Below are 22,277 nucleotides of genomic sequence, written 5' to 3' on the forward strand. Positions count from 1 at the left end.
CTTCTTTTATTAAATTTATTGTAAAATTTCATCATGAATGAAATGTATGATATGAGTATTGTAACACATAACTACAGTGTTATTGCAGTTTTAGGGGTGATTTTTATAAATATTTTTATACTTTTAAGTATGAAAAATTTAACAAAATACACAAGGACAATGTCGCTTTTTACACCAATTGTTGGAACAGTTATAGTTGCAATTATTTTTACGGGTGTAGTTATGATGGCGGCTAAACATTTAGATTTTACGGCAGAAAATATTATTATGATTCTTCTTGCCGTAATTTTAATTTATCTTGAATTTAAACGCTCTATAAAGTTGAAATATCTCAAGAAAAAAGAGAACAATGCGTTTGAAAACTATAAATCATATGCACTGAAAATTTTCTCTCTTGAAATATTTTTAGTATTAAGTATCTCTGTTTGGATGTGGAATTGATATATATATTTGATGATGAGGCTGGTCGTGATACTCTTTGTATAAGAGGTGACTTATACAAATATTTAATCAAAGTTCGTCGTCACAAAAAGGGTGATGAATTATATTTTAGAGCAAAACAGAATTTAGAGATTTTACATAGATACAAAATAGAGAGTATTGAGTCTAGAAGTGCAGAGTTATCGCTGCTTTTTTCAAAAAAAGAGGAAATTAAAAGCACAAAGTCTCTTCATCTTGGTTGGTGCGTAATAGACTCAAATTCTATAGAAAAAGTGCTTCCTTCTCTTTGTGAGACAGGAGTTGAGAGAATATCATTTATATTTTGTGATAGAAGTCAGAAAAATTTTAAACTTGATTTTAAAAGATTTGAGAGAATTTTAGAAGCTTCTATGCAGCAGTGCGGCAGAAGTACATATATAGAGTTTGACACCTATAAAAACATAGAAGAGTTTATAACCAAGTTTCCTGATGTAAATGTATTTGATTTTTGTCAAAATGCATTGCAGGACTACAGTGGTATAAAAAGAGTTTTAATAGGGTGTGAAGGTGGATTTTCTGATAAAGAGAGAGAGCTTCTTTCATCTTTAAAAACATTTAGATTAGATACGCCGATGGTATTAAGATCAGAGAGCGCTGTAGCGGCAATAGCAGCTAAAATACTTCTTTAAGATAAATTCAGCTATAATTGCAATCTTAAAAATCCGCACCCATACGGATTTAAAAAATATATAGATATTCGCACGCAAACGAGTATCAAAAGGTAAAAAAATGAAAAAAGATATCCACCCGAAATTAGTAACATGTACTGTAACTTGTGCATGTGGAAACACTTTTGAGACATTAAGTCAAAAAGATGAGATGAGAATTGACATCTGTAATGAGTGTCACCCTTTCTTTACAGGTTCTGAGAGAATGGTAGATACTGCAGGAAGAATTGAGAAATTCAACCAGCGTTACGCAAAAAAATAATTAAGATTTTTCTTGCTTACACTTGTTCCAACTCCGATTGGAAATATAGGCGATATATCGCTTAGAGCCATAGAGGCTCTAAGTAGTGCCGACACCCTTTTATGCGAAGATACTCGCGTTACAAAAAAACTTATCCATATTTTAAAAGAGCGGTATAGCACTGACTTTAAATCTGATCAAAATTTTATTTCACTCCACTCTCATAATGAAAAAGAGTTTATAACAAAACTAGAACCCTCTTTTTTTGATCAAAATGTTATTTATGTAAGTGATGCCGGCATGCCCGGTATCAGTGACCCTGGACAAGCTTTAGTAAAATATTGTCAAGAGATGGGTGTTGTTTATGATGTTCTGCCCGGTGCAAATGCACTTTTAACTGCTTTTGTGGCAAGCGGATTTGTAGATACAAAGATGCTTTTTTGGGGATTTTTGCCTCACAAAGGTAAAGAGAGAGCAGTCTCGCTTCAAGGTGCTCTTGGAAGCGGATTTACCACAATTCTCTATGAATCTCCGCATAGGCTTGCCAAACTTTTGGACGAACTCTCTTACGAAGAGCCTAAAAGAGAAATATTCTTAGCAAAAGAGCTTACAAAAAAGTACCAAAATTACTATTTTGGAACGGCAGATGAGATAAAACACAAACTTGATGCAAATCTTCGAGGGGAGTGGGTTGTCGTTATTAGTGCATCAAAGGCACAAAACAGCAGCGCAATAACTCAAAATGATATTTTAGAGCTTGATTTGCCGAAAAAAGTTCAAGCAAAACTTATTGGCAAAATAACTGGTGAAAATACAAAAGCATGTTATGAAAGATTATTAAAACTTTAAATAGAGGGAGTTTTTATATACGCACTCTATATTTAACTTTTTTGGATAAAATGTCTTTATGTTAATTTATGCAAAACAACCAATCAATTATATCATTGCCAATCATCCACAAAAGATAAAAACACTTTATTTAGCAAAAGAGATAGATAAAAAAGAGTATTCGCGTCTTATGAAGATGGATTTTGAAATCAAAAGAATCCCATCTGATGCAGCGGGAAAAATGTGTAAAAATGCATCTCATCAAGGGATACTCGCAGAAATCGATCCTTATAAACTCTATGACTATAAAACATTTTTAAATTATGAATTTGTACTTGTTTTATCAGGTTTGACTGATGTTGGAAATATCGGCGCAATAATCAGGAGTGCTTATGCTTTGGGTGTTGAAGCAGTTATAGCATGCGGAGTAAAAACACTGCCTCTTGAAGCTATTGTCAGAACCAGTACAGGGGCACTTTTGGATATGCCTTTTGCAATAGAAACAAATGTTCATAATGTAATGAATGATCTTAAAATGTCTGGTTTTTACACTTATGGGGCAGATATGGATGGCAAAGACATTCGTGAGGTTAAAGTAAAACAAAAAAGAGCTTTGTTTTTAGGCAGTGAAGGTGAAGGGTTGAGTGCCAGAGTAACTTCAAAACTAGATGAGATAGTAAGTATAAAAATGTCACATAAGTTTGATTCTTTAAATGTAGGTGCAGCTGGAGCTATATTGATGGATAGGATGAGAATATGAGTGAAGATGTTGAAAAATTAAAAAAATTTAGCGCTCAAAAAATTCATGAAGAAACACATATTTCTTTAATCCATGTTCAGGCACTTTTAGATGAAAATTTTGAAGGTATGAACAGTGTTCAGCTTAAGGGTTTTTTATCTATACTCGAGAGAGAATATTCTCTTGATTTAAGTGAATTAAGAGATAAAGCCAACGAATATTTTCAAAGCAATGCACCTGTTGAAGAGAGTGTTAATTTATCTCGTTATCTTATTAAAGAAAAAAGAAATTTCACACTTTTGTATATAATTTTTGGAATAGTTGTTATTGCTGCATTGACATATTTTATTATAAAGTCTTCGGAAGATGTACTTTATACAATTGACAATAGTGTAATAGAGAGTGCTAAAAGCAATATTTTAGAGATTCAAAATGATAAAAACAGTTCTCTGCCTGATGAAAACAGAAGTTTAAACACGCAAGAGGTACAAGAACTTCCAGAAGCAGCAGAAGCTGTAGAGTCAGCCGAGTTATTGGAATCAACCAAAGAGTCTGAATTAGCAGAAGAACTTAAATCAGTAAATGAAGTAGAATCAGTAGAACCTCAAAATGGGGATGTAGAAGTTCAGCAAGTTTCATTTAAAATTATTCCAAAAAGTAAAGTATGGCTTGGTTATATTGACTTAAAAAATTATAAAAGATATCAAGAAACGCTTTCTGGGGAGTTTTCTTTGGACCCAAAAAAAGAGTGGTTGCTGTTGTTTGGGCATGGATATATAGATATAGAGATAAACGGAGAGATTATAAAATTTTCAAATCCTAAAAATATAATATTTTCATATATAAATTCAGAATTAAAAGAGATAGATATGGAAGAGTTTAAGAGATTAAACAAAGGCAAAGGATGGTAAAAGTATTTTTTATTTTTACTTTGCTTTTCTCATTCTCCTATGCAGATATATTAGAAACAGAAAAATTTGAAAGTGAAAAAAGTGAAGATTTTTTGATTAAAAAGATTAGAAATTTAATTAATCCAGTTACATTTGAGAAAGATAGAGCTTATATAGATATTATTTTCACTCCAAAAGAGGAGTATTATAACAGTGATGGAAGAGTAAACTCTATTAAAGTTATTCAAACACTTAAAGAGAATGGTATTTTAAATCTGTTTTTTAAAAAGCCTCAAGAGACAAATATAAGCTTTAAAACTAAAGGCGCTCCTCTGTTTTTTGTAAAAATAATGAGTGACTCACTAAGAAATATAGGGTATTATAGATATGTCACAAAAGAATCAAGTTTTAATGACTCAGAATTTATTTGGAAAATAGGTTTGATTTCCGAATATGCTGCTGATCCTTTAGTTATTAGTCAAGAACTGAAAAAAAATGGTTGTGAAATTGTTGATGTTATAAAAGAGTCACAAACAGACTGGTCTTATGTGATAGATATGAAAAATGCCAAACTTGATGTTACTACTCTTGAAGATTCTGAAGAGATAAGATTAAAAAGATCTCTTTACTCTTACTGGTTAAATGTCTCAAAAATAGATAAAATAGATATAGTAAGTTCTTCTAGAAATAACTGGTATCCGCATATTGCATTTTATGATAAATTTTTAAATTTGCTAAGAGTTATTAAGATAGATACAAAAAAAACATATCTAACTTTAAATATGCATGAAAACACACATTATGTAAAAATTTCCGATATATACACGCTTAAAAATATCAAAGATGATTTAGTTTTAAAACCGGTAATTAAAAAATAAACTAATTATCAAATTTTTTTGATAGAATGTCATTAATTATTTAAGCAGGAATGTTCATGTTTGACGAGATACAATTTGAGAGAATAAAAAGGTTGCCGAAGTATGTGTTTGCTGAGGTAAATGACCTTAAAATGGCAGAACGCAGGGCAGGCGCTGATGTTATAGATTTTTCTATGGGAAATCCTGATGGAGATACTCCTAAGCATATAAGAGAGAAGCTTATTGAGTCTGCGCAAAAAACAAAAACACATGGTTACTCAACTTCAAAAGGCATTCCTAAACTTTTGGCCGCAATCGCTGACTGGTACAAAAGAAGATATGACTGTGATTTGGATCCTGAAACAGAGTGTGTCGCTACAATGGGATCTAAAGAGGGCTACGCGCATTTGGCATATGCTATCACAAATCCGGGGGATGTTGCTGTTGTTCCTGATCCTACTTATCCAATTCATGAGTACTCCTTTATATTGGCAGGCGGGAATGTTGTTAAATTTGGAATAGAGTTTGATGATGATTACAGACTTGATGAGGATAAATTTTTTGAAGATCTTGATAGAGTCTTAAAAGAGAGTTCGCCAAAACCTAAATATGTTTTGGTTAACTTTCCTCACAATCCTACAACAGCAACTGTTACTCAGGAATTTTATGTTCGTCTTGTTGCCATGGCAAAAGAGAGAAGATTTTATATTATCAGTGATATAGCATATGGTGATATAACTTTTGACGGCTATGTAACGCCTTCTATAATGAGCGTACCTGGAGCAAAAGATGTGGCAGTTGAGAGTTTTACTCTTTCAAAAAGCTACAATATGGCAGGGTGGCGCGTTGGCTTTTTTGTTGGAAACAAAAAACTAATCGGAGCACTTCAAAAGATTAAATCTTGGTTGGATTATGGAATGTTTACGCCGATTCAAGTTGCAGCTACAGTTGCATTAAACGGAGATCAGCAGTGCGTTAAAGATATAACGGACAAATATAATCACCGTCAAGAAGTTTTGTTAAAAGCATTTGACAGAGCAGGCTGGCATATAAGAAAAAATCATGCCAGTATGTTTGTTTGGGCAAAACTGCCTGAATGTGCTCAGCATTTAGGATCTTTAGAGTTTTCAAAAAGACTTTTAAAAGAGGCAGGTGTTGCCGTGGCTCCTGGCATCGGATTTGGTTCATATGGTGAAGGTTATGTTCGTATAGCTTTGATAGAAAATGACAACCGTATTCGCCAAGCAGCTAGAAATATAAAAGAATTTTTAAAACAATTTCAAGAAGAAAAAAAGTAATATGGTAAAAATTGGAATAATCGGTGTAGGAACAGTAGGGGCAAGCGTTGTCAATATTTTAAAAGATAATGCAGATGTTATATCTGCCCGTGCAGGTGTTGATATAGTCGTAAAGAGCGGTGTAGTAAAAAATCTAAACAAGGATAGAGGTTTAGATATAAAACTGACAGATAATGTTGATGATATTTTAAACGACGACGAAATTGATATCGTAGTTGAGCTTATGGGCGGTGTTGAAGAGCCGTTTGAAATAGTTAAAAAGGCGCTTAAAAATGGTAAAGCGGTAGTAACTGCAAATAAAGCTCTTTTGGCGTATCACCGTTATGAACTTCAAGAGATAGCACAAGATATTGCTTTTGAATATGAAGCGAGTGTTGCAGGTGGTATCCCTATTATCAATGCTCTTCGTGACGGACTCTCTGCAAACCATATAGAATCTATTATGGGGATTATGAACGGCACAAGTAACTATATGCTCACTGAGATGATTCAAAACGGCGTCAATTATGATGATATTCTTAAAAAAGCGCAAGAGTTAGGATATGCTGAAGCAGATCCTACTTTTGATGTCGGTGGATATGACGCAGCACATAAACTTCTTATTCTCGCCTCTATAGCATACGGTATCGATGCAAAACCTGAAGATATTTTAATAGAGGGTATTGAAAATATTTCTAAAGAGGATGTTGATTTTGCAAGTGAGTTTGGATATGCTATAAAACTTTTGGGAATTGCCAAAAAAGATAAAAATATGGTCGAACTTCGCGTACATGCAAGTATGATAAGCAAAAATGAGATGATATCAAAAATAGACGGTGTTATGAATGGCATCAGTGTTGTTGGAGATAAAGTGGGTGAGACGCTCTACTATGGACCGGGAGCCGGTGGTGATGCAACTGCAAGCGCAGTTATAGCAAATATCATAGACATAGCAAGAAGCGGAAAAAGCAGACCGATGCTTGGCTTTGACAGACCTATGGAAGCAGGGCTTAAACTTAAGCCTATAGAAGATATAAAATCAAAATATTATCTTCGCATAAATGTATCGGATAAAAAAGGCGTTTTGGCAAAAGTAACTAAAATTTTTGAAGAGAATGATATATCAGTTGAAACAATGCTTCAAAGACCAACTTCAAAAGAGAGCGCAAATCTTCTGATTTCAACTCATACTGCTTATGAAAGAGATATTCAAAAACTTATAAATTCACTCGAGGCTTTGGAGTTTGTAAACTTTAAGCCTGTAATGATTAGGATAGTGTAAGAAAGATTAAAAATCTTAATAACAGCTGCAAACAGCAAAAAATGGGATATTTATGGAAAACTTTGAAACAATAGATAGTGTTTGTACCTACTGTGGTGTCGGTTGTGATATAGCTGTACATGTAAAAGAGAATAAGATTCAAAAAATCTTTGCACATAAAGACGGTGTAGTCTCACAAGGAAAGCTCTGTATAAAAGGCAAATACGGTTTTGATTTTGTTGACTCAAAAGAGCGCCTTAGAACTCCAAGAATCAAGAAGAGTTTTTTAGATAAAAATCCAGCTATAAAAGATGCAGTAGCATATTCATTAAAAGATTTTGATGATACTTGGTATGAGAGTGATTTAGATGGTGCCACAACTGCCGCAGCTATGAAGCTAAAAGAGATTCAAGAGAAGTATGGGCAAAAAAGCGTAGCTTCCATTGGCGGCGCAAGAACTTCATGCGAGAGTACCTACCTTTTTCAAAAATTTACTCGTCACACTCTAAACTCCCCTCATGTTGACAACTGTGCGAGAGTTTGTCACTCACCAAGCCTAAAGGGTATGAAAGCTACCATCGGAGAGGGTGCAGCTACAAATCCGTATAATGATGTTTACAACTGTGAATTTATGATTGTGATTGGTTCAAATACAACAGAAGCACACCCCATAATAGCGAATCGTATTGTCGAAATGGCGCAAAAAAATGATAATTTGGCTGTATTTGATGTTAGAGAGATAAAGCTTCACCGCTTTGCAAAATATAAGGCGATTATGCCGCATGAAGCAAACCTGCTTGTTTTAAATATGATTGCATATGTAATTATAAATGAAGAGCTTTATGATGAGAATTTTATAGAAGAGAGAACAAAAGGTTTTGCAGAGTTTAAGGATAAAATTTTAAATGACCCTTATGCAAATCCAAAATATTTTGAGAATATTGAGGGGTATGAATATCTTAGCAAAATGATTCCAAAGATAGCAAGAGAGTATGCTCTCAAAAAATCTATGATTTTTTGGGGACTTGGTATTACTGAACATATTGATGGCTCTTATGCCGTAATGGCAATTACTCATCTCTCCCTAATGACTGGAAATATCGGAAAAGCCGGTACCGGGCTTATGCCTCTTCGAGGTCAAAACAATGTTCAAGGTGCTTGTGATATGGGGATGCTTCCCTATTATGACCCAGATTATCAAACGCCAAAAGAGATTGGCTTAATGACGCCTCAGCTTGTTGATGAGATGCTCGAGGGACGCATAAAAGCAGTTTTAAATATAGGAGAGGATTTAACTCATATTCATCCAAATATAAATAAAGTAGACAGAGCAATAAGCAATCTTGAACTTATAATGGTGCAAGAGCTGTTTATGACAGATATAACCTCTAAAGCTGATATAGTTATAGGGGTAAAATCAGCGTATGAAAAAACGGGTGTTTATGTTAATGCCATGAGAAGATTGCATCTATCTCAACCGCTTGTAGAGTCAGACCTTCCTGATGATTGGGAGGTTATCAAACTTCTTGATAATAAGATGGGCGGTAACTATGCCTATAAAAATTCAAATGAGATTTGGGATGAGGTTAGAGAAGTTGCATATAGGCGCTTTAGCGGAGCATCTTATGTAAGATTGCAAAGACATAGAAAAAGAGGGCTTCAGTGGCCGGTTCATACGGAAGATACTCCGATTTTACATCAATTGGATTTTAGAACGGATGACGGGCTCGGCGAATTTCATTATCATCAATACAAGCTTCGCGGCATGGTAGAAGAGATTATTGATAAAAATTTAACTGGATATTATTTGACAACGGGCAGAACAATTGCAATGTACAATAATGCTGCTCAGACAAAACAGACACAAAGTTTGCTTGATAAATATGATGAAGATTTGCTTTTAGTCAATGATGAAGATGCCGATGATTTTAAAAGCGAGCGAGTTATTTTGAAAACCGAGTATGGGGAAACAAAACCGCTAAAAGTAAAGTTTACCAAAAAGATAGAGCCCAAAACTCTCTTTGTAACATTTCATTATGCGGATTCTAAAGTGAATGCACTTTTTGGTGACAGAAGCGATGAGTTGATTTTAACTGCTGCTTTTAAATCTGTAAAAGTGGAAGTGATTAACTGCTAAATGAGCAGAGCCAAAGGAAACTTAGCAGAAGATAAAGCGTATGAGTTTCTTTTAAAACATGGTTTTGATGTTATAGAAAGAAATTTTTATTCCCGCTTTGGAGAGATAGATATAATCGCGCTAAAAGATGGAGTTTTGCATTTTATTGAGGTAAAAAGCGCTCTTGAATATGAAACTGCTGTTGAAAATATTACAAAAAGCAAGCTCTCAAAACTTATTAAAACTGCTTATGTCTATATGAAAAAAAACTCTCTTGATACAGATTTTGTTTTTGACGCTTTAATTGTTGTAGATGAAAATATAGAGTTTATAGAGAATATAACACTCTAATTACTTTTTCTCAAGCTTACTTCATCAAGCAAATTTAAAAATCCTTCAACCTCTCTGCTTCCTCTGTCTTCATAAAAAATTTTGCCATCACTTCTTAAAAAATAGTGTCTTGGCACCCCTTTTGTTTCAAAATGTTTTGGTATTTTATGTTTGTCTCTAGAGAGATATAAAAGAACATACTCCTCTTTTAGTTTTTCTATGACATGCTTTTGCGAGAGTGTTATATCCTGAAATCTATCACACCATCTGCAATTATCAGAACCGATATAAAGATATATATTTTTACTCTTTTTTTGCGCCTCTTTTAAAGCTGCATTATAGTCATTTGACCAGTCCAGTTCAGCACTTTGCAGAGTTGAAAATAGTAGAAATAAAAAGATGAAAACAGCTCTTGTTTTATGCATAAATATCCAAAAATTAGTTTTTACACTATAATAACATAAAAACAAAAAGTAAAATATAAAATTGAGAGGTTTTTTTATGATAGCAAAAATATATTTTGGTTCACAAGAAGTAGAGAAAGAAAAAGTAACTCAAAGAGTAAGTCCTTATAGTTGGGAGATTGTTTCAAAAGCTCCTGTTTGCGATAGAGATGATGTGAAAAGAGCGTTAGAGATTGCAAAAGAGGCTTTAAAGCAAACGCGAAAAACAACTATTGCCCAAAGATGCAGTTGGCTTTTGGATGTTGCACAAAAGTTAAAACAAAATAAAGAAGATATAGCAAAAACTATTACAGATGAGGTGGGAAAACCCATAACATTTGCCAGAGTTGAGGTAGAGAGATGTATAGAGACGATAACTCTTTCGGCTGAGACAATGCGTACTATGCACGGTGAGACAATCAATACCGATGCAATGGCGAGCGGGAAAAAAACAACGGCATTTTTTATAAGAGAGCCTGCGGGAGTCGTTGCGGCAATCACACCTTTTAATTTTCCTCTTAATTTGATAGCACATAAACTGGCGCCGGCTCTTGCAGCCGGTAATACGGTTGTGCTTAAGCCAACTCCCGAAGCACCGCTCACCGCGTATAAATTTGCAAAATTATTTATCCAGAGCAAATATGCTGTAAAAGATGCCCTAAGTGTTGTTTACGGTGATGCTGAAGTTGGAGATGCATTGGTTAGAAGTGATATACCCCGTGTTATAAGTTTTACGGGAAGTGTTCCTGTTGGTAATATTATTACAAAAAGTGCCGGGATTAAAAAGGTCTCACTGGAACTTGGCGGGAATGCAGCTACTTATATAGACAAAAGCGCTGATTTGGATTTGGCAGCTGCAAGATGCGCTTTAGGAGCCTTTGTAAATTCCGGACAGGTTTGTATTTCTCTGCAGCGCATCTATGTTAATGCTGAAATATATGATGAGTTTGCTTCTAAAATGGCGCAGGAGAGTAAAAAACTTATTGTAGGTTCACCATACGATGATGACACCTTTATGGGTCCGCTTATTGACGATGATGCGTGCCAAAGAGCTATGGGCTGGGTAGAGAGCGCCATAAAAGAGGGTGCGGTTGCTATGCTTCCTCCCCGCGTTGAAGGCAGACTTTTTTACCCTTGTGTAATGGCTGATGTTCGTGACGATATGGCAATTGTTTGTGAAGAGGTTTTCGCTCCGATTGTATCTTTGGTAAAGGTAGAGAGTTTTGATGATGCTCTTCCTCGCATGAACAACTCTCCTTACGGGCTTCAGTTTTCGATTTTTACAAATGATTTAAAATTGACTCAACGGGCAATTTATGAGCTTGATGCAGGGGGAGTGGTTATTAATGATATGCCGACACTTAGATTTGATATTCAACCTTATGGCGGAGTGAAACTCAGCGGTATAGGCAGAGAGGGCCCGCGGTTTGCTATCGAAGAGATGAGCGAAATAAAAAGTGTAGTGATATGTTAAAGGCAATTATTAGTGCATGTCTGCTTGGAGAGTGCTGCCGCTATGACGGCAAAACAAAAGCTGTAGATGCGGTTGTAGAGAAGTATAAAGATTTTAAGATCATCCCTTTTTGTCCGGAAGCACCTCTTTTTGGTACTCCAAGAGAGAGAATCAATGTTGTTGAAATTGATGGAGAAAATAGGATTATTACAGATAAGAGCAATATAGATGTAACAAAATTATTGAGAGATGAGATAAACTCTTTTATAAAAGAGAATCCGCAAGCCGATGCAATAGTGCTTAAATCCAAGTCGCCTAGCTGCGGGCTGGGAACTACACCTATTTTAAATGAAAAAAAAGAGGTGTTAAAATTTGGAAACGGCATAGCAGCTGAAATTTTTTTAAGAGAGTATAAGGGTATAAATATAGCAGATGAGTTATTAATATAGGTATTTAAATAGTTACAATGTTATTTTTAGATATAATCGCGAAATTTTACACCAAGAGATATGTTTATGGATATTAGAGAAGAATTTTTAAGATTTTTTGAATCAAAAAAACACGATAGAGTAGCGAGTTCACCGCTTGTCCCTGATGATGCTTCGCTGCTGTTTAATAATGCAGGAATGGTGCCTTTTAAGTCTATTTTTACAGGCGAGGTACCGGCTCCGCAAAATCCTAGAGCAGTTTCATGCCAAACATGTATCCGTGCAGGCGGAAAGCATAATGATTTGGAAAATGTAGGGTATACGGCAAGACATCATACTTTTTTTGAGATGCTTGGCAACTTTAGTTTCGGAGATTATTTCAAAGAAGAAGCTATTGAGTATGCATGGGAGTTTATAACCGAGGTCTTGAAATTTCCTAAAGAGAAGTTATGGGTAACTGTGCATGAGAGCGATGATGAAGCAGAACTTCTTTGGCAAAAACATGTAAGCAAAGATAGAATTATGAGACTTGGAGATAAAGATAACTTCTGGCAGATGGGAGATACAGGGCCATGCGGACCATGCAGTGAAATCTTTTATGATCAGGGCGCAGAGAATTTTTACTCATCAGAAGATTATATGGGCGGAGAAGGCGATAGATTTTTAGAGATATGGAATCTTGTCTTTATGCAGTATGAAAGAAGCGCTGATGGTCAGTTGACTCCGCTTCCAAAGCCTTCAATTGATACGGGAATGGGTCTAGAGCGTGTTGTTGCTATTAGCGAAGGGGCTACCAGCAACTACTCATCATCACTATTTATGCCAATAATCAATGAGATTGAAAAGCTTATAGGCAAAGAGTATATTTACGCAACAGGAGCATCATATCGCGTAATAGCTGATCATATACGAACAGTGCTTTTTCTTCTTGCGCAGGGTGTAAATTTCTCAAACGAGGGGCGCGGTTATGTACTTCGCCGTATTCTTCGCCGTGGCGTTAGACATGGATATCTTCTTGGTTTTACTGAGCCATTTATGTATAAACTTATCGATACTGTTGTCTCTATTATGGGGAAAGAGTATGATTACTTAGCTCAAAAAGCGGCTGTGGTAAAAGAGCAGACAGAACTTGAAGAGGCAAGATTTTTTAAAACAATCGCTTCAGGAATTGAACTTTTTAATGAAGAGTTGAAAAATACCGGGAATGTTTTTAGCGGTGAGGTTGCGTTTAAACTCTATGATACATTTGGTTTTCCGCTTGATTTAACTGAAGATATGTTGAGAGAGAAAAACTTAACACTTGATTTGGATACATTCGAAGAGTTGATGCAAGAGCAGAGAAGTCGTGCAAAAGCTGCTTGGAAGGGCAGTGGAGATGATGTGGTTCATGGAGATTTTAAAGAGCTTTTAGAGAAGTTTGGCGAAAACAGTTTTGTTGGATATGAGAGTATAAGCCACGCAGGCAGGGTTTTAGCGCTTTTAGATGAGAACTACCATCATGCAGATAAACTTATTGCAGGCTCAAAAGGGTGGGTTTTTTTAGATATTACTCCATTTTACGCTGAAAGCGGCGGACAGTGCGGAGATATCGGAGAACTTAAAGGTTTTGCAAAAGTAGAAGATACAAAGAAATTTTTTGGGCTGAATCTTTCAAAAATTTCAGTAGAAAAAGAGCTCAAAGTTGGAGATATTGTTGAATCACATGTAGATATTTCAAGAAATGAGATAACAAAACATCACTCTGCTACACATCTGCTTCATGCGGTGCTTTTTGATGTTTTGGGAGATCATATTTCTCAAGCAGGCTCATTGGTGGAAGCAGACAGACTTCGATTTGATTTTTCACATCCAAAGGCGCTTACACATGCAGAGTTGGTTGAAATAGAAACAAGAGTAAATAACCAAATAATGCGCGCACTGCCTAGAAAAACAGAAATTATGAATATAGAAGATGCTAAAAAATCAGGTGCAAAAGCGCAGTTTGGCGAAAAATACGGTGATGAGGTAAGAGTTGTAAGTTTTGATGATGCAAGCATTGAATTTTGCGGCGGTGTACATGTAGACAACACGGCAGTTATCGGTTCGTTTATCATCACTAAAGAGAGTGGTGTAAGCGCCGGCGTAAGACGCATAGAAGCAGTTTGCGGACATGCAGCGTATAAGCATTTTGCTCAGCAAAGAACTCTGATTAAAGAGATTCAATCTGAGGTAAAAAATCTTGATGTTATTGCAGGTATTGCAAGATTAAAATCAAATATTTCTGAGTTAAAAGAGGAGCTTAATGAAGCCCTTCACAGCATAAAAGTTGAGATAAAAGCAAATGAAATCAACGGTGTGAGCGTTGTTGTTGATGAGCTCTCAAGCGGTGATATCAAAGAGAAGATTGATGAACTTAAAAACCAGAATGAAAAACTTTGTGCAATGCTTTTTCAGGTAAAAGGGGATAAAGTTTTAATAGCTGCAGGTGTAAAAGGTTCAAACGCCAAGGCGGGTGAGTGGATTAAAAAAATTGCTCCGATTTTAGGAGGAGGCGGCGGCGGTCGTCCCGATTTTGCACAAGCAGGCGGAAAAGATATCTCAAAAATAGCTGAAGCAAAAGAAGAGGCTATGAAATTTATAACTGAGGTTTTATCATAATGCAAGATATATTTGCAGAGTACAGAACACTTATAATTTTTTTACATGTAATAAGCGGTGTTGTTTGGGTTGGCGGAATGATTGCTATGCGTTATGCAGCACATCAATCTTTTTTAAATATAGAATCCCCGCAAAAAAGATTAGAACATATTGCATATGCACTTAAACGCCTTTTTAATATAGTGCTTCCATTTGTAATCACTCTTTTAATAACCGCGGTTTTTATGATAAAAGGGTATAGTCTAAATGGTAGTGATTTGGCGCCGCTTTCGCATGCCAAAGAGGCTATTTGGACTCTAATGTTTCTTAATTTAATGGTTATGATTTTTAGAAGAGCCAGAGGTGAAAAACTGCTAAACAAAGGCGATATGGTCGGTGCAAAAAATCAGATAGAATTTATTGGAAAATTTATGGTACCTATAAATATTGCTCTTGGAATCATAGCTATATTTATAGGAACATACCTCTCAAATAGTCTCTAATGATACGGCTTGCTTCATCCTCATCAACTCGTGCGAAACTGCTTTTAGAAGCGGGAATAGAGTTTGTTCAGCAGAGCGTGGATTTTGATGAAGAGAGCATAATTGCCTCATCTCCTAAAAATTTTGTATATCAGGCAACTCTTGGAAAATTTGAAGCAAATTTAAAAGAGTTTGGTTTTAAAGAGTATCCTCTTTTGGTCGCCGATACCGTAGTTACCTCTCAAGGTCATATTCTTAGAAAAGCAAAATGTATTGAAGATGCGCGAAATATTTTACTAACGCAAAGTGGAAATAGTACAAGCATTATTACATGCATGATTTATCTCTCAAAAAGAGAAAAAATCATTGATATTTCAACAACAGAGTATCTTTTTAAGAGATTTGATTTGGATGATATAGAGAGATATCTTTTAAGTGGAGATTGGCGTCAAAAAGCGGGTGCATGTATGGTTGAGGGTTTTTGCAAGCCCTATATTAAAAGTGTAAAGGGTCATGAGAGCACAGCTATGGGCCTTAATGTTGAAATATTAAAAAGATTTGCTTTATAACAATGTATTACGATAAAGAGCTGCAGGCACTAAAAAAATCAAAAAGATATAGAACAAGAGAGATTGTTGATACAAATATCTTAGATTTTGCATCCAATGATTATCTTGGTTTATCGCATAAAAGGGAACTTCATGAATCTACATGCAAAGCCCTTTCAGCACTACCGTTTCACAGCTCAAAAGCCTCCCTTTTAGTCAATGGATATCATCAGATTCACAAAGATTTTGAAACGGCTTTATGTGAAGCAAACGGTTTTGAAGAGGGTGTGATTTTAGGAAGTGGATTTAATGCAAATATTGCTTTAATTGAGTCATTGGTTCGAAGAGATGATGCTCTTTTTATGGATGAGAAGTATCACGCTTCGGGAGTATTGGCAACTCAAATAAAGAGTATAAATGTTATATTTTTTCCTCATAATGATATGAGTGAACTAGAGAAGCTGCTAGAGTCATCAGATGCAAAGAGAAAAATTGTTGCAGTAGAGGGAATCTACTCTATGGATGGTGATTTGGTTCATCAGGATGTCTTTGCTATCTGTGACAGATATGATGCGTTATTGATAGTAGATGAGGCTCATAGCAGCGGAGTTGTGGGAGATAAACTTATGGGAGTTTTTGATTATTATGGTGTTGTCATAAAACCAAACTATATAAAAATGGGAACTCTTGGAAAAGCGTATGGAAGTTTTGGGGCTTTTATATTGGCATCTTCACATATTATAGAGTATCTGATAAACCGTGCAAAACCTATTATTTATGCAACTTCGCTTTCACTCTACGATACACTTTTAGCGCATAATGCATTGAAGTATATACTGAAAAATAGAGAGTCGCTTAAAAAAGAGATAAGTTTAAGAAAACAGATAATTTATAAGGAGCTGGGTATTAAAACCGATAGTTTGATTGTTCCTATAGTTATAAATGATAATAAAAAAGTTATAGAAATCCGTGATAAACTTAAAAATCTTGGATATGCGGTCGGAGGCATTAGACAACCGACTGTAGAATCTGCAATTGTACGGCTTATAGCTAGATTGGGTCATAGTTGCGAAGAGTTAAGAGAGCTATGTATAAATTTAGCTAAAATTAAATAATGAATATCTCAAAATTGCAAATAACAATTAATAAAAAAAAATTAGTAGATATATCGTTTAATATTACCTCTTCACTGGCTCTTGTAGGTCAGAGCGGAAGTGGTAAAAGTTTGACGATCAAAGCACTGCTTGGAATGCTTCCTGAGAGTATGGAGGTGGAGTTGGAGTATGAAAACAGCTTTAAGCTCATTGCCGGAGAGACTTTGACTTTTGTGCCACAAAACCCATTTACAGCACTCTCTCCTCTTACAAAAATAAAGAGACAGTTTTTTATTCCTATGCCAAAAATTAAAAAACTTTTTGCTCAAGTTGGATTGGATATTGAACTATTAGAGAGGTTTCCTCCGGAGCTTTCAGGAGGGCAGCTTCAAAGAGTTGTCATTGCCATGGCACTAAGCAGTGAGCCGGAACTTATTTTACTTGATGAACCGACAACTGCACTCGATCCTAAAACAAGAACTGTTATTTTAAACCTTTTAAAAGCTCTTCAAAATGAGTTTGGTTTTAAAATGCTTTTTGTAACACATGATATGAATTCTGCTAAAATAGTGTGTGAAGATATATGTATTATAAAAGAGGGCAGAGTTGTAGAGAGTGGAAAAATGGAAGATATATTGCAAAATCCGGTTGCTGAATATACAAAAATTTTAATGGATGCAAATTTTGCAAATAGGGAATTTAGAATATGAGAATAATTAAAAATATATTTTTTACACTTTTTTTGATTGGTTTTTTAACTCCATTTGCAGTGCTTGCATATTTCTTAGTCGGAAAAGATTATGACATATCATCGCTGGTTAATTACAATCCGCCTGTTACAACAAGATTTTATGATAAAAATGATGAAAAAATCGCAAATATTTTTGAAAAAGAGCACAGATACTATGCATATTTCGATGAGATTCCGCCTAGAGCAATAGAGGCACTCTTAGCGATAGAAGACACCACCTTTTTTGAACATCCCGGTATAAATATAGATGCTATTTTTAGAGCAATTATAAAAGATATAAAAGCAGGTAAGCTGGTTGAAGGGGCAAGCACTATTACACAGCAATTGGTAAAAAATAAACTTTTGACAAGAGAGAAAAAATTATCAAGAAAAGTAAAAGAGCTTATCTATTCACTTAAGTTAGAGAGAGTTTTAACAAAAGAGCAGATACTTGAAAGATATTTAAATGAGATCTATTTCGGTCATGGATATTACGGCATTAAAACAGCAGCTGATGGATATTTTCACAAAAAATTAGGTGATCTTACTTTAAAAGAGATAGCAATGCTAGTAGGTTTGCCAAAAGCTCCAAGCACTTATGCCCCAACCAAAAATTATGAAATATCTATGGGCAGGGCAAATCGTGTAATAGCGAGAATGTATGATCTTGGTTGGATAGATAAAGATACATATAGCAATGCGTTGTTAGAGAAACCGGAAGTTTATGATGATACATTAACACAAAACAGTGCTCCATTTATAGTAGACGAGGTGCTAAGAAGAGCTCCGGAGTTAGGCATAGATGATATAAAAACAGGCGGTTATGAGATATATACAACCATAGATATGAGACTTCAAGAAGCTGCAAAGGATTCTCTGAAAAAAGCTTATGAGATGTCATTGGAGAGAATTGAGGGTTATAAAGCTTATGATAATTCACAAAGCAATACTACTCTTTTAAACGGTGCGCTTGTCTCTTTGGATTCAAAAACTGGGGATATTTTAGCGCTAGTCGGCAGTGTTGATTATAAAAAAAGCTCCTATAATAGAGCTACACAGGGCCGCCGTCAGCCGGGCTCTGCTTTTAAGCCGTTTATATATCAAGTTGCTATAGATTTGGGTTATTCTGGGGCAACGGAACTAATTGATATCGCCAGAACATACACATATGAAAAAGATGGGGAAGAGTTAAAGTGGCAGCCAAAAAATTATGAAAAAAACTATAAAGGTCTTTTAACACTTAGAGAGGCGCTTGTTCACTCAAGAAATCTTGCTACAGTAAATCTTGTAAATGATATAGGTTTGTCACAGCTGCTTAGAGAGTTTAAAAAGTTTGGTATTTCAAATCTTCCTCGTAATATGTCTATTGCACTCGGGAGTATAACGCTTTCACCTCTACAGTTGGCAAAGTACTATACATCATTTGCAAACTCTGGTATTCAAGTTGAACCGCATTTGATACGGTATATAAATAAAGGTGCAACTACAATTTATGAAAAAAGAGAAAAGGCCCGTTTTATTACAGAGGAGACTCAGGCTTATATAATGACAACAATACTTCAAGATGTTGTAAGAAGAGGTACAGGAAGACGAGCAGATGTTAAAGGTATAGAACTTGCAGGAAAAACAGGAACAACAAACAACAATATAGACGGCTGGTTCGCAGGTTATTCGCCCACTATAGAGACCGTTGTGTGGTTTGGAAATGATGATAATACGCCGATGCATAAAAGAGAAACAGGCGGTATGATAGCCGGACCGGCTTTTTCGATGTACTATGAAAATGTGTTAAAACTTTACCCGCAGATTCAAAGAAAGTTTGAGCCCCCAGAGGGAATTATTGAGGTAGATATAAATGGAAGAAAAGAGTATTTTAGTGATATATCAAAGCCGCCTCGTGCAGAGAGCGATGTAAATGCTGATGAGATGCTTCTATTTTGATTTTTGCGCTTAAAGATTTATTGATTTGATATTAGTGAAATTGTATTTTACAAAAAGTGAATATTAAAGCAGTTTTTGAAATAGTTGTCTCTAAAAACTGCTTAAACTTGTGCCAAGATAGGCATTGTAGGCTACATAACAAAGTAGAAGTATAGCCCCTTCAACTCTATTTATTTTTCCATCTTTTCCTTTAAAACCATAAGCCATAATCAAAAGAGTTATAGTAAGAGCTAGCATAACTATCCAGTCTCTTTGTAACACTTCAGGTGCAATATTATTCATAGGATTTATAACAGTTGCTATGCCGATAACAGCCAGTAAGTTAAACATATTTGAACCTACAACATTTCCTATCGCTATATCATGTTCACCTTTTTTTGCAGCGACAACCGAAGCAGCAAGTTCAGGTAGAGAAGTTCCAAGAGCTACAATCGTCAAACCGATTATTAAATCGCTTACTCCGAACTCATGAGCAATACCTACCGCACCCCAAACAAGAATTCTAGAACTTATAATCAATAAAACAATGCCGATTGTAAGCCAGATAATTCCCTGCTTTAAACTCATGCTATGCTCTTGCAGTTCATTCTCAAATTCATCTTCTAAAGTATCCCCTCTGCCTTTAATTGCAGCAAAAATAGACCATCCGATAAGAGCAAAAAAAGCACTTAAGAGAATTATGCCTTCTGTTAGTGTGAGTGCATCGTCAAAAAGCAGATATCCTGTTACCAAAACAATTAAGATCAAAAGCGGCAGCTCTTTTTTTACTATTTTTGAATGAACTGCTATGGGCGTTACAATAGCTGTTATTCCTAAAATAAGTGCAATATTTACTATATTGGAGCCTAGAGCGTTTCCAAGTGCAAGAGCAGGATTGCCCTCCATTGCCGCTATTGCAGAGACAACCATTTCAGGTGCACTTGTTCCAAAACCGACTATCAAAATACCGATTAAAAGTGTCGGCATTCCAAGATGTTTGGCAGTTGATGCTGCGCCTTCTACAAATCTATCCGCACTCCAAACTAAAAGTACAAAACCGATAATAATCGCTAAAGAAAAAAGAATCATATATTTCCTAATTTTTTTGGAATTTTATCTAAATAAAGATGCTAAAGAGTTTAGATATGATAAAAAGTAAAATTTATCGTTTTAGCGCCAAAAGAATTAAATTCTTTTGGCAAACAAACTTAATGAAAGGTTCTATTTAAAGCACAAAAGAGAGCTTTAACAGATGCCGTCGCTATATCATTATCTGCTCCTACGCCAAAACATGAGAGAGTATCTTTGGTTTGTATTTCAATATATGCTATGGCCTTTGCAGAACTTTGATTCCCATAAGAGTGCTCGTAGTATGAGTTTATAATAAAATCATTTTTATAGTTTTTCATTAAAGCATCTTTACATGCATCTACAGGGCCATTTCCTTCACCTTCAACTGTAATCTCTTTGCCGTTGTAGATATAGGTTAAAGTGCATTTAGAAATGCCTTTTACGGATGAAACGGTAAAATCGGTTAAAGAGATATGCTCTTTTACATGAAAATAGTTATCTTCAAAAATTTTAAGAATCTCTTCACTGCTTAGTTCCTGACCTTTTTTATCGCTAACATTTTGAACAAGTTTTCCAATTTCAGGATGCATCGCTTTTGGAAGCTGGTATCCAAAGTTTTTCTCTAATATATAGGCTACTCCGCCTTTTCCCGATTGAGAATTAATACGAATAATACTCTCATAGCTTCTTCCCACATCTTCAGGATCTATCGGCAGATACGGAACTTCCCAAAAAACTTCTTTACTAGCTTTTCTATGCGCCAAGCCCTTATTAATTGCATCTTGATGTGAACCTGAAAATGCAGTATAGACCAACTCTCCAACATATGGATGACGAACATGGGTTTTTATTTCCGTGCATCTTTCAACTACATCTATGACTTCATTTACATTGCTAAAATCAAGATTTGATTCAACACCCTGTGTTGTCATATTAAGTGCAAGTGTTATGATATCGACATTTCCAGTTCTCTCACCGTTGCTTAAAAGTGTTCCTTCTACTCTGTCAGCTCCTGCTAAAAGTGCCAACTCTGTAGCAGCTACGCTTGTTCCTCTGTCGTTGTGTGTATGAGTTGAGATAATGACATTTTCTCTGTTGTCTAAATGCTCGCTCATCCATTCAACTTGATCGGCATACACATTTGGGGTTGACATCTCTACGGTTGCCGGCAAGTTGATAATGACTTTTCGTTTATCGCTTATGCCCCATCTTGCAGTTACCGCATTTGATATCTTTGCTGCAAACTCAAGCTCGGTTCCGGTAAAACTCTCAGGCGAGTACTCTAAAAATATCTCTCCATCATGTTTTTTCTCATACTTTTTAACCAAATCAACACCTTCAAGTGCAAGAGCGATTATCTCCTCTTTTGATTTTTTAAAAACCATTTTGCGTTGTGCTGTTGATGTTGAGTTGTAAAGATGAATAGTTGCTTTTTTTACACCTTTTAATGCTTCAAAAGTTTTAGCGATAAGATGTTCTCTTGCCTGAACCAAAACTTGTATCGTTACATCATCAGGAATAAGTTTATCATCAACTAAGCGTCTCAAAAAATCAAATTCAATTTTTGATGCGGATGGAAAGCCAACTTCTATCTCTTTAAATCCGATTTTGAGTAAGAGTGAAAAAAGTTCAAGTTTTTTATCCATGTTCATTGGATTTATAAGTGCTTGATTACCATCGCGTAAATCAACACTGCACCATTTCGGAGCTTTTGTTATTGTATTGTTTGGCCATTTTCTATTTGGCAAATCTATTTTTGGATAGGGACGATATTTCCCCGCTGGAATATTTTTCATAATAAACCT

At 35.4% G+C, this 22,277-nt stretch carries 22 protein-coding genes; 19 read left to right on the top strand and 3 right to left on the bottom strand.

Going from position 1 to position 22,277, the window contains the following annotated elements; all coding sequences use genetic code 11:
* Positions 1-33: 33 nt before the first annotated feature.
* From CVO_RS00745 to CVO_RS00795, 11 genes are all read left to right on the top strand, one after another.
* On the top strand, positions 34-441 hold the full coding sequence (locus CVO_RS00745) for a hypothetical protein (RefSeq protein ID WP_159569431.1): 408 nt from the start codon (positions 34-36) through the stop codon (positions 439-441).
* Positions 432-1,109 (top strand): 16S rRNA (uracil(1498)-N(3))-methyltransferase, encoded by a 678-nt coding sequence (locus tag CVO_RS00750; protein WP_241690979.1) that lies wholly within the window; start codon positions 432-434, stop codon positions 1,107-1,109. Before CVO_RS00745 ends, CVO_RS00750 begins: the two co-directional genes overlap by 10 nt.
* Positions 1,110-1,209: 100 nt before the next feature.
* Entirely contained in the window at positions 1,210-1,410 is a 201-nt protein-coding gene (rpmE, locus tag CVO_RS00755) for a 50S ribosomal protein L31 (RefSeq protein ID WP_152300067.1), read from the top strand.
* Positions 1,411-1,422: 12 nt separating this feature from the next.
* Positions 1,423-2,238 (top strand): 16S rRNA (cytidine(1402)-2'-O)-methyltransferase, encoded by an 816-nt coding sequence (gene rsmI, locus CVO_RS00760; protein WP_159569434.1) that lies wholly within the window; start codon positions 1,423-1,425, stop codon positions 2,236-2,238.
* 58 nt (positions 2,239-2,296) lie between these two features.
* A complete protein-coding gene (gene rlmB / locus CVO_RS00765) occupies positions 2,297-2,977 on the top strand; it encodes a 23S rRNA (guanosine(2251)-2'-O)-methyltransferase RlmB (RefSeq protein ID WP_159569435.1) in 681 nt (226 codons plus the stop codon).
* The gene (locus CVO_RS00770; protein ID WP_159569436.1) at positions 2,974-3,867 is read left to right on the top strand and encodes a hypothetical protein; all 894 of its coding nucleotides are present in this window, start codon (positions 2,974-2,976) and stop codon (positions 3,865-3,867) included. The genes rlmB and CVO_RS00770 overlap by 4 nt, the downstream gene beginning before the upstream one ends.
* Positions 3,861-4,724: a hypothetical protein gene (locus tag CVO_RS00775; protein ID WP_159569437.1), complete on the top strand. Its 864-nt coding sequence runs from the start codon at positions 3,861-3,863 to the stop codon at positions 4,722-4,724. The genes CVO_RS00770 and CVO_RS00775 overlap by 7 nt, the downstream gene beginning before the upstream one ends.
* 56 nt (positions 4,725-4,780) lie before the next feature.
* Complete coding sequence (locus CVO_RS00780) at positions 4,781-6,001, top strand: LL-diaminopimelate aminotransferase (protein WP_159569438.1); 1,221 nt, start codon at positions 4,781-4,783, stop codon at positions 5,999-6,001.
* Between the two features lies 1 nt (position 6,002).
* Positions 6,003-7,262 carry a homoserine dehydrogenase gene (locus CVO_RS00785; RefSeq protein WP_159569441.1) on the top strand — a complete coding sequence of 420 codons (1,260 nt, stop codon included), beginning with the start codon at positions 6,003-6,005 and terminating at the stop codon, positions 7,260-7,262.
* Between the two features lie 52 nt (positions 7,263-7,314).
* Positions 7,315-9,378, top strand: coding sequence for a molybdopterin oxidoreductase family protein (locus CVO_RS00790; protein WP_159569443.1), 2,064 nt, complete (start codon positions 7,315-7,317; stop codon positions 9,376-9,378).
* Entirely contained in the window at positions 9,379-9,708 is a 330-nt protein-coding gene (locus tag CVO_RS00795) for a YraN family protein (protein WP_159569445.1), read from the top strand.
* Here the strand turns inward: CVO_RS00795 and CVO_RS00800 are convergent.
* Complete coding sequence (locus CVO_RS00800) at positions 9,705-10,112, bottom strand: thioredoxin family protein (RefSeq protein WP_159569447.1); 408 nt, start codon at positions 10,110-10,112, stop codon at positions 9,705-9,707. The two genes, CVO_RS00795 and CVO_RS00800, sit on opposite strands and share 4 nt — an antisense overlap.
* Before the next feature lie 76 nt (positions 10,113-10,188).
* Here CVO_RS00800 and CVO_RS00805 point away from each other — a divergent pair, with 76 nt between their 5' ends.
* The 8 genes from CVO_RS00805 to CVO_RS00840 all read left to right on the top strand — a co-directional run bounded on the left by CVO_RS00805 (position 10,189) and on the right by CVO_RS00840 (position 19,422).
* Positions 10,189-11,604, top strand: a complete 1,416-nt coding sequence (locus CVO_RS00805) for an aldehyde dehydrogenase family protein (protein ID WP_159569449.1) — start codon at positions 10,189-10,191, stop codon at positions 11,602-11,604.
* Positions 11,598-12,032, top strand: coding sequence for a 2-thiouracil desulfurase family protein (locus CVO_RS00810; protein WP_152300056.1), 435 nt, complete (start codon positions 11,598-11,600; stop codon positions 12,030-12,032). Before CVO_RS00805 ends, CVO_RS00810 begins: the two co-directional genes overlap by 7 nt.
* A 66-nt stretch (positions 12,033-12,098) precedes the next feature.
* Positions 12,099-14,648, top strand: coding sequence for an alanine--tRNA ligase (gene alaS / locus CVO_RS00815; RefSeq protein WP_159569451.1), 2,550 nt, complete (start codon positions 12,099-12,101; stop codon positions 14,646-14,648).
* Complete coding sequence (locus tag CVO_RS00820) at positions 14,648-15,130, top strand: hypothetical protein (protein WP_152300054.1); 483 nt, start codon at positions 14,648-14,650, stop codon at positions 15,128-15,130. Before alaS ends, CVO_RS00820 begins: the two co-directional genes overlap by 1 nt.
* The gene (gene maf, locus CVO_RS00825; RefSeq protein ID WP_152300053.1) at positions 15,130-15,678 is read left to right on the top strand and encodes a septum formation inhibitor Maf; all 549 of its coding nucleotides are present in this window, start codon (positions 15,130-15,132) and stop codon (positions 15,676-15,678) included. The genes CVO_RS00820 and maf overlap by 1 nt, the downstream gene beginning before the upstream one ends.
* Before the next feature lie 2 nt (positions 15,679-15,680).
* On the top strand, positions 15,681-16,772 hold the full coding sequence (locus CVO_RS00830) for an aminotransferase class I/II-fold pyridoxal phosphate-dependent enzyme (protein ID WP_159569453.1): 1,092 nt from the start codon (positions 15,681-15,683) through the stop codon (positions 16,770-16,772).
* Complete coding sequence (locus tag CVO_RS00835) at positions 16,772-17,461, top strand: ATP-binding cassette domain-containing protein (protein ID WP_159569455.1); 690 nt, start codon at positions 16,772-16,774, stop codon at positions 17,459-17,461. Before CVO_RS00830 ends, CVO_RS00835 begins: the two co-directional genes overlap by 1 nt.
* Positions 17,458-19,422: a penicillin-binding protein 1A gene (locus CVO_RS00840; protein ID WP_152300050.1), complete on the top strand. Its 1,965-nt coding sequence runs from the start codon at positions 17,458-17,460 to the stop codon at positions 19,420-19,422. The genes CVO_RS00835 and CVO_RS00840 overlap by 4 nt, the downstream gene beginning before the upstream one ends.
* Positions 19,423-19,512: 90 nt before the next feature.
* On the opposite strand, the gene CVO_RS00845 is transcribed toward CVO_RS00840, so the two are convergent.
* Together CVO_RS00845 and leuA are read right to left on the bottom strand one after the other, a co-directional pair.
* A complete protein-coding gene (locus tag CVO_RS00845; RefSeq protein ID WP_152300049.1) occupies positions 19,513-20,490 on the bottom strand; it encodes a calcium/sodium antiporter in 978 nt (325 codons plus the stop codon).
* A 119-nt stretch (positions 20,491-20,609) separates the two neighbouring features.
* Entirely contained in the window at positions 20,610-22,268 is a 1,659-nt protein-coding gene (gene leuA, locus CVO_RS00850) for a 2-isopropylmalate synthase (protein ID WP_159569457.1), read from the bottom strand.
* Between the last annotated feature and the right edge of the window lie 9 nt (positions 22,269-22,277).

It is taken from the genome of Sulfurimonas sp. CVO, assembly GCF_009883775.1.
In the GTDB taxonomy this organism is placed as follows: Bacteria; Campylobacterota; Campylobacteria; order Campylobacterales; family Sulfurimonadaceae; genus Sulfurimonas; species Sulfurimonas xiamenensis.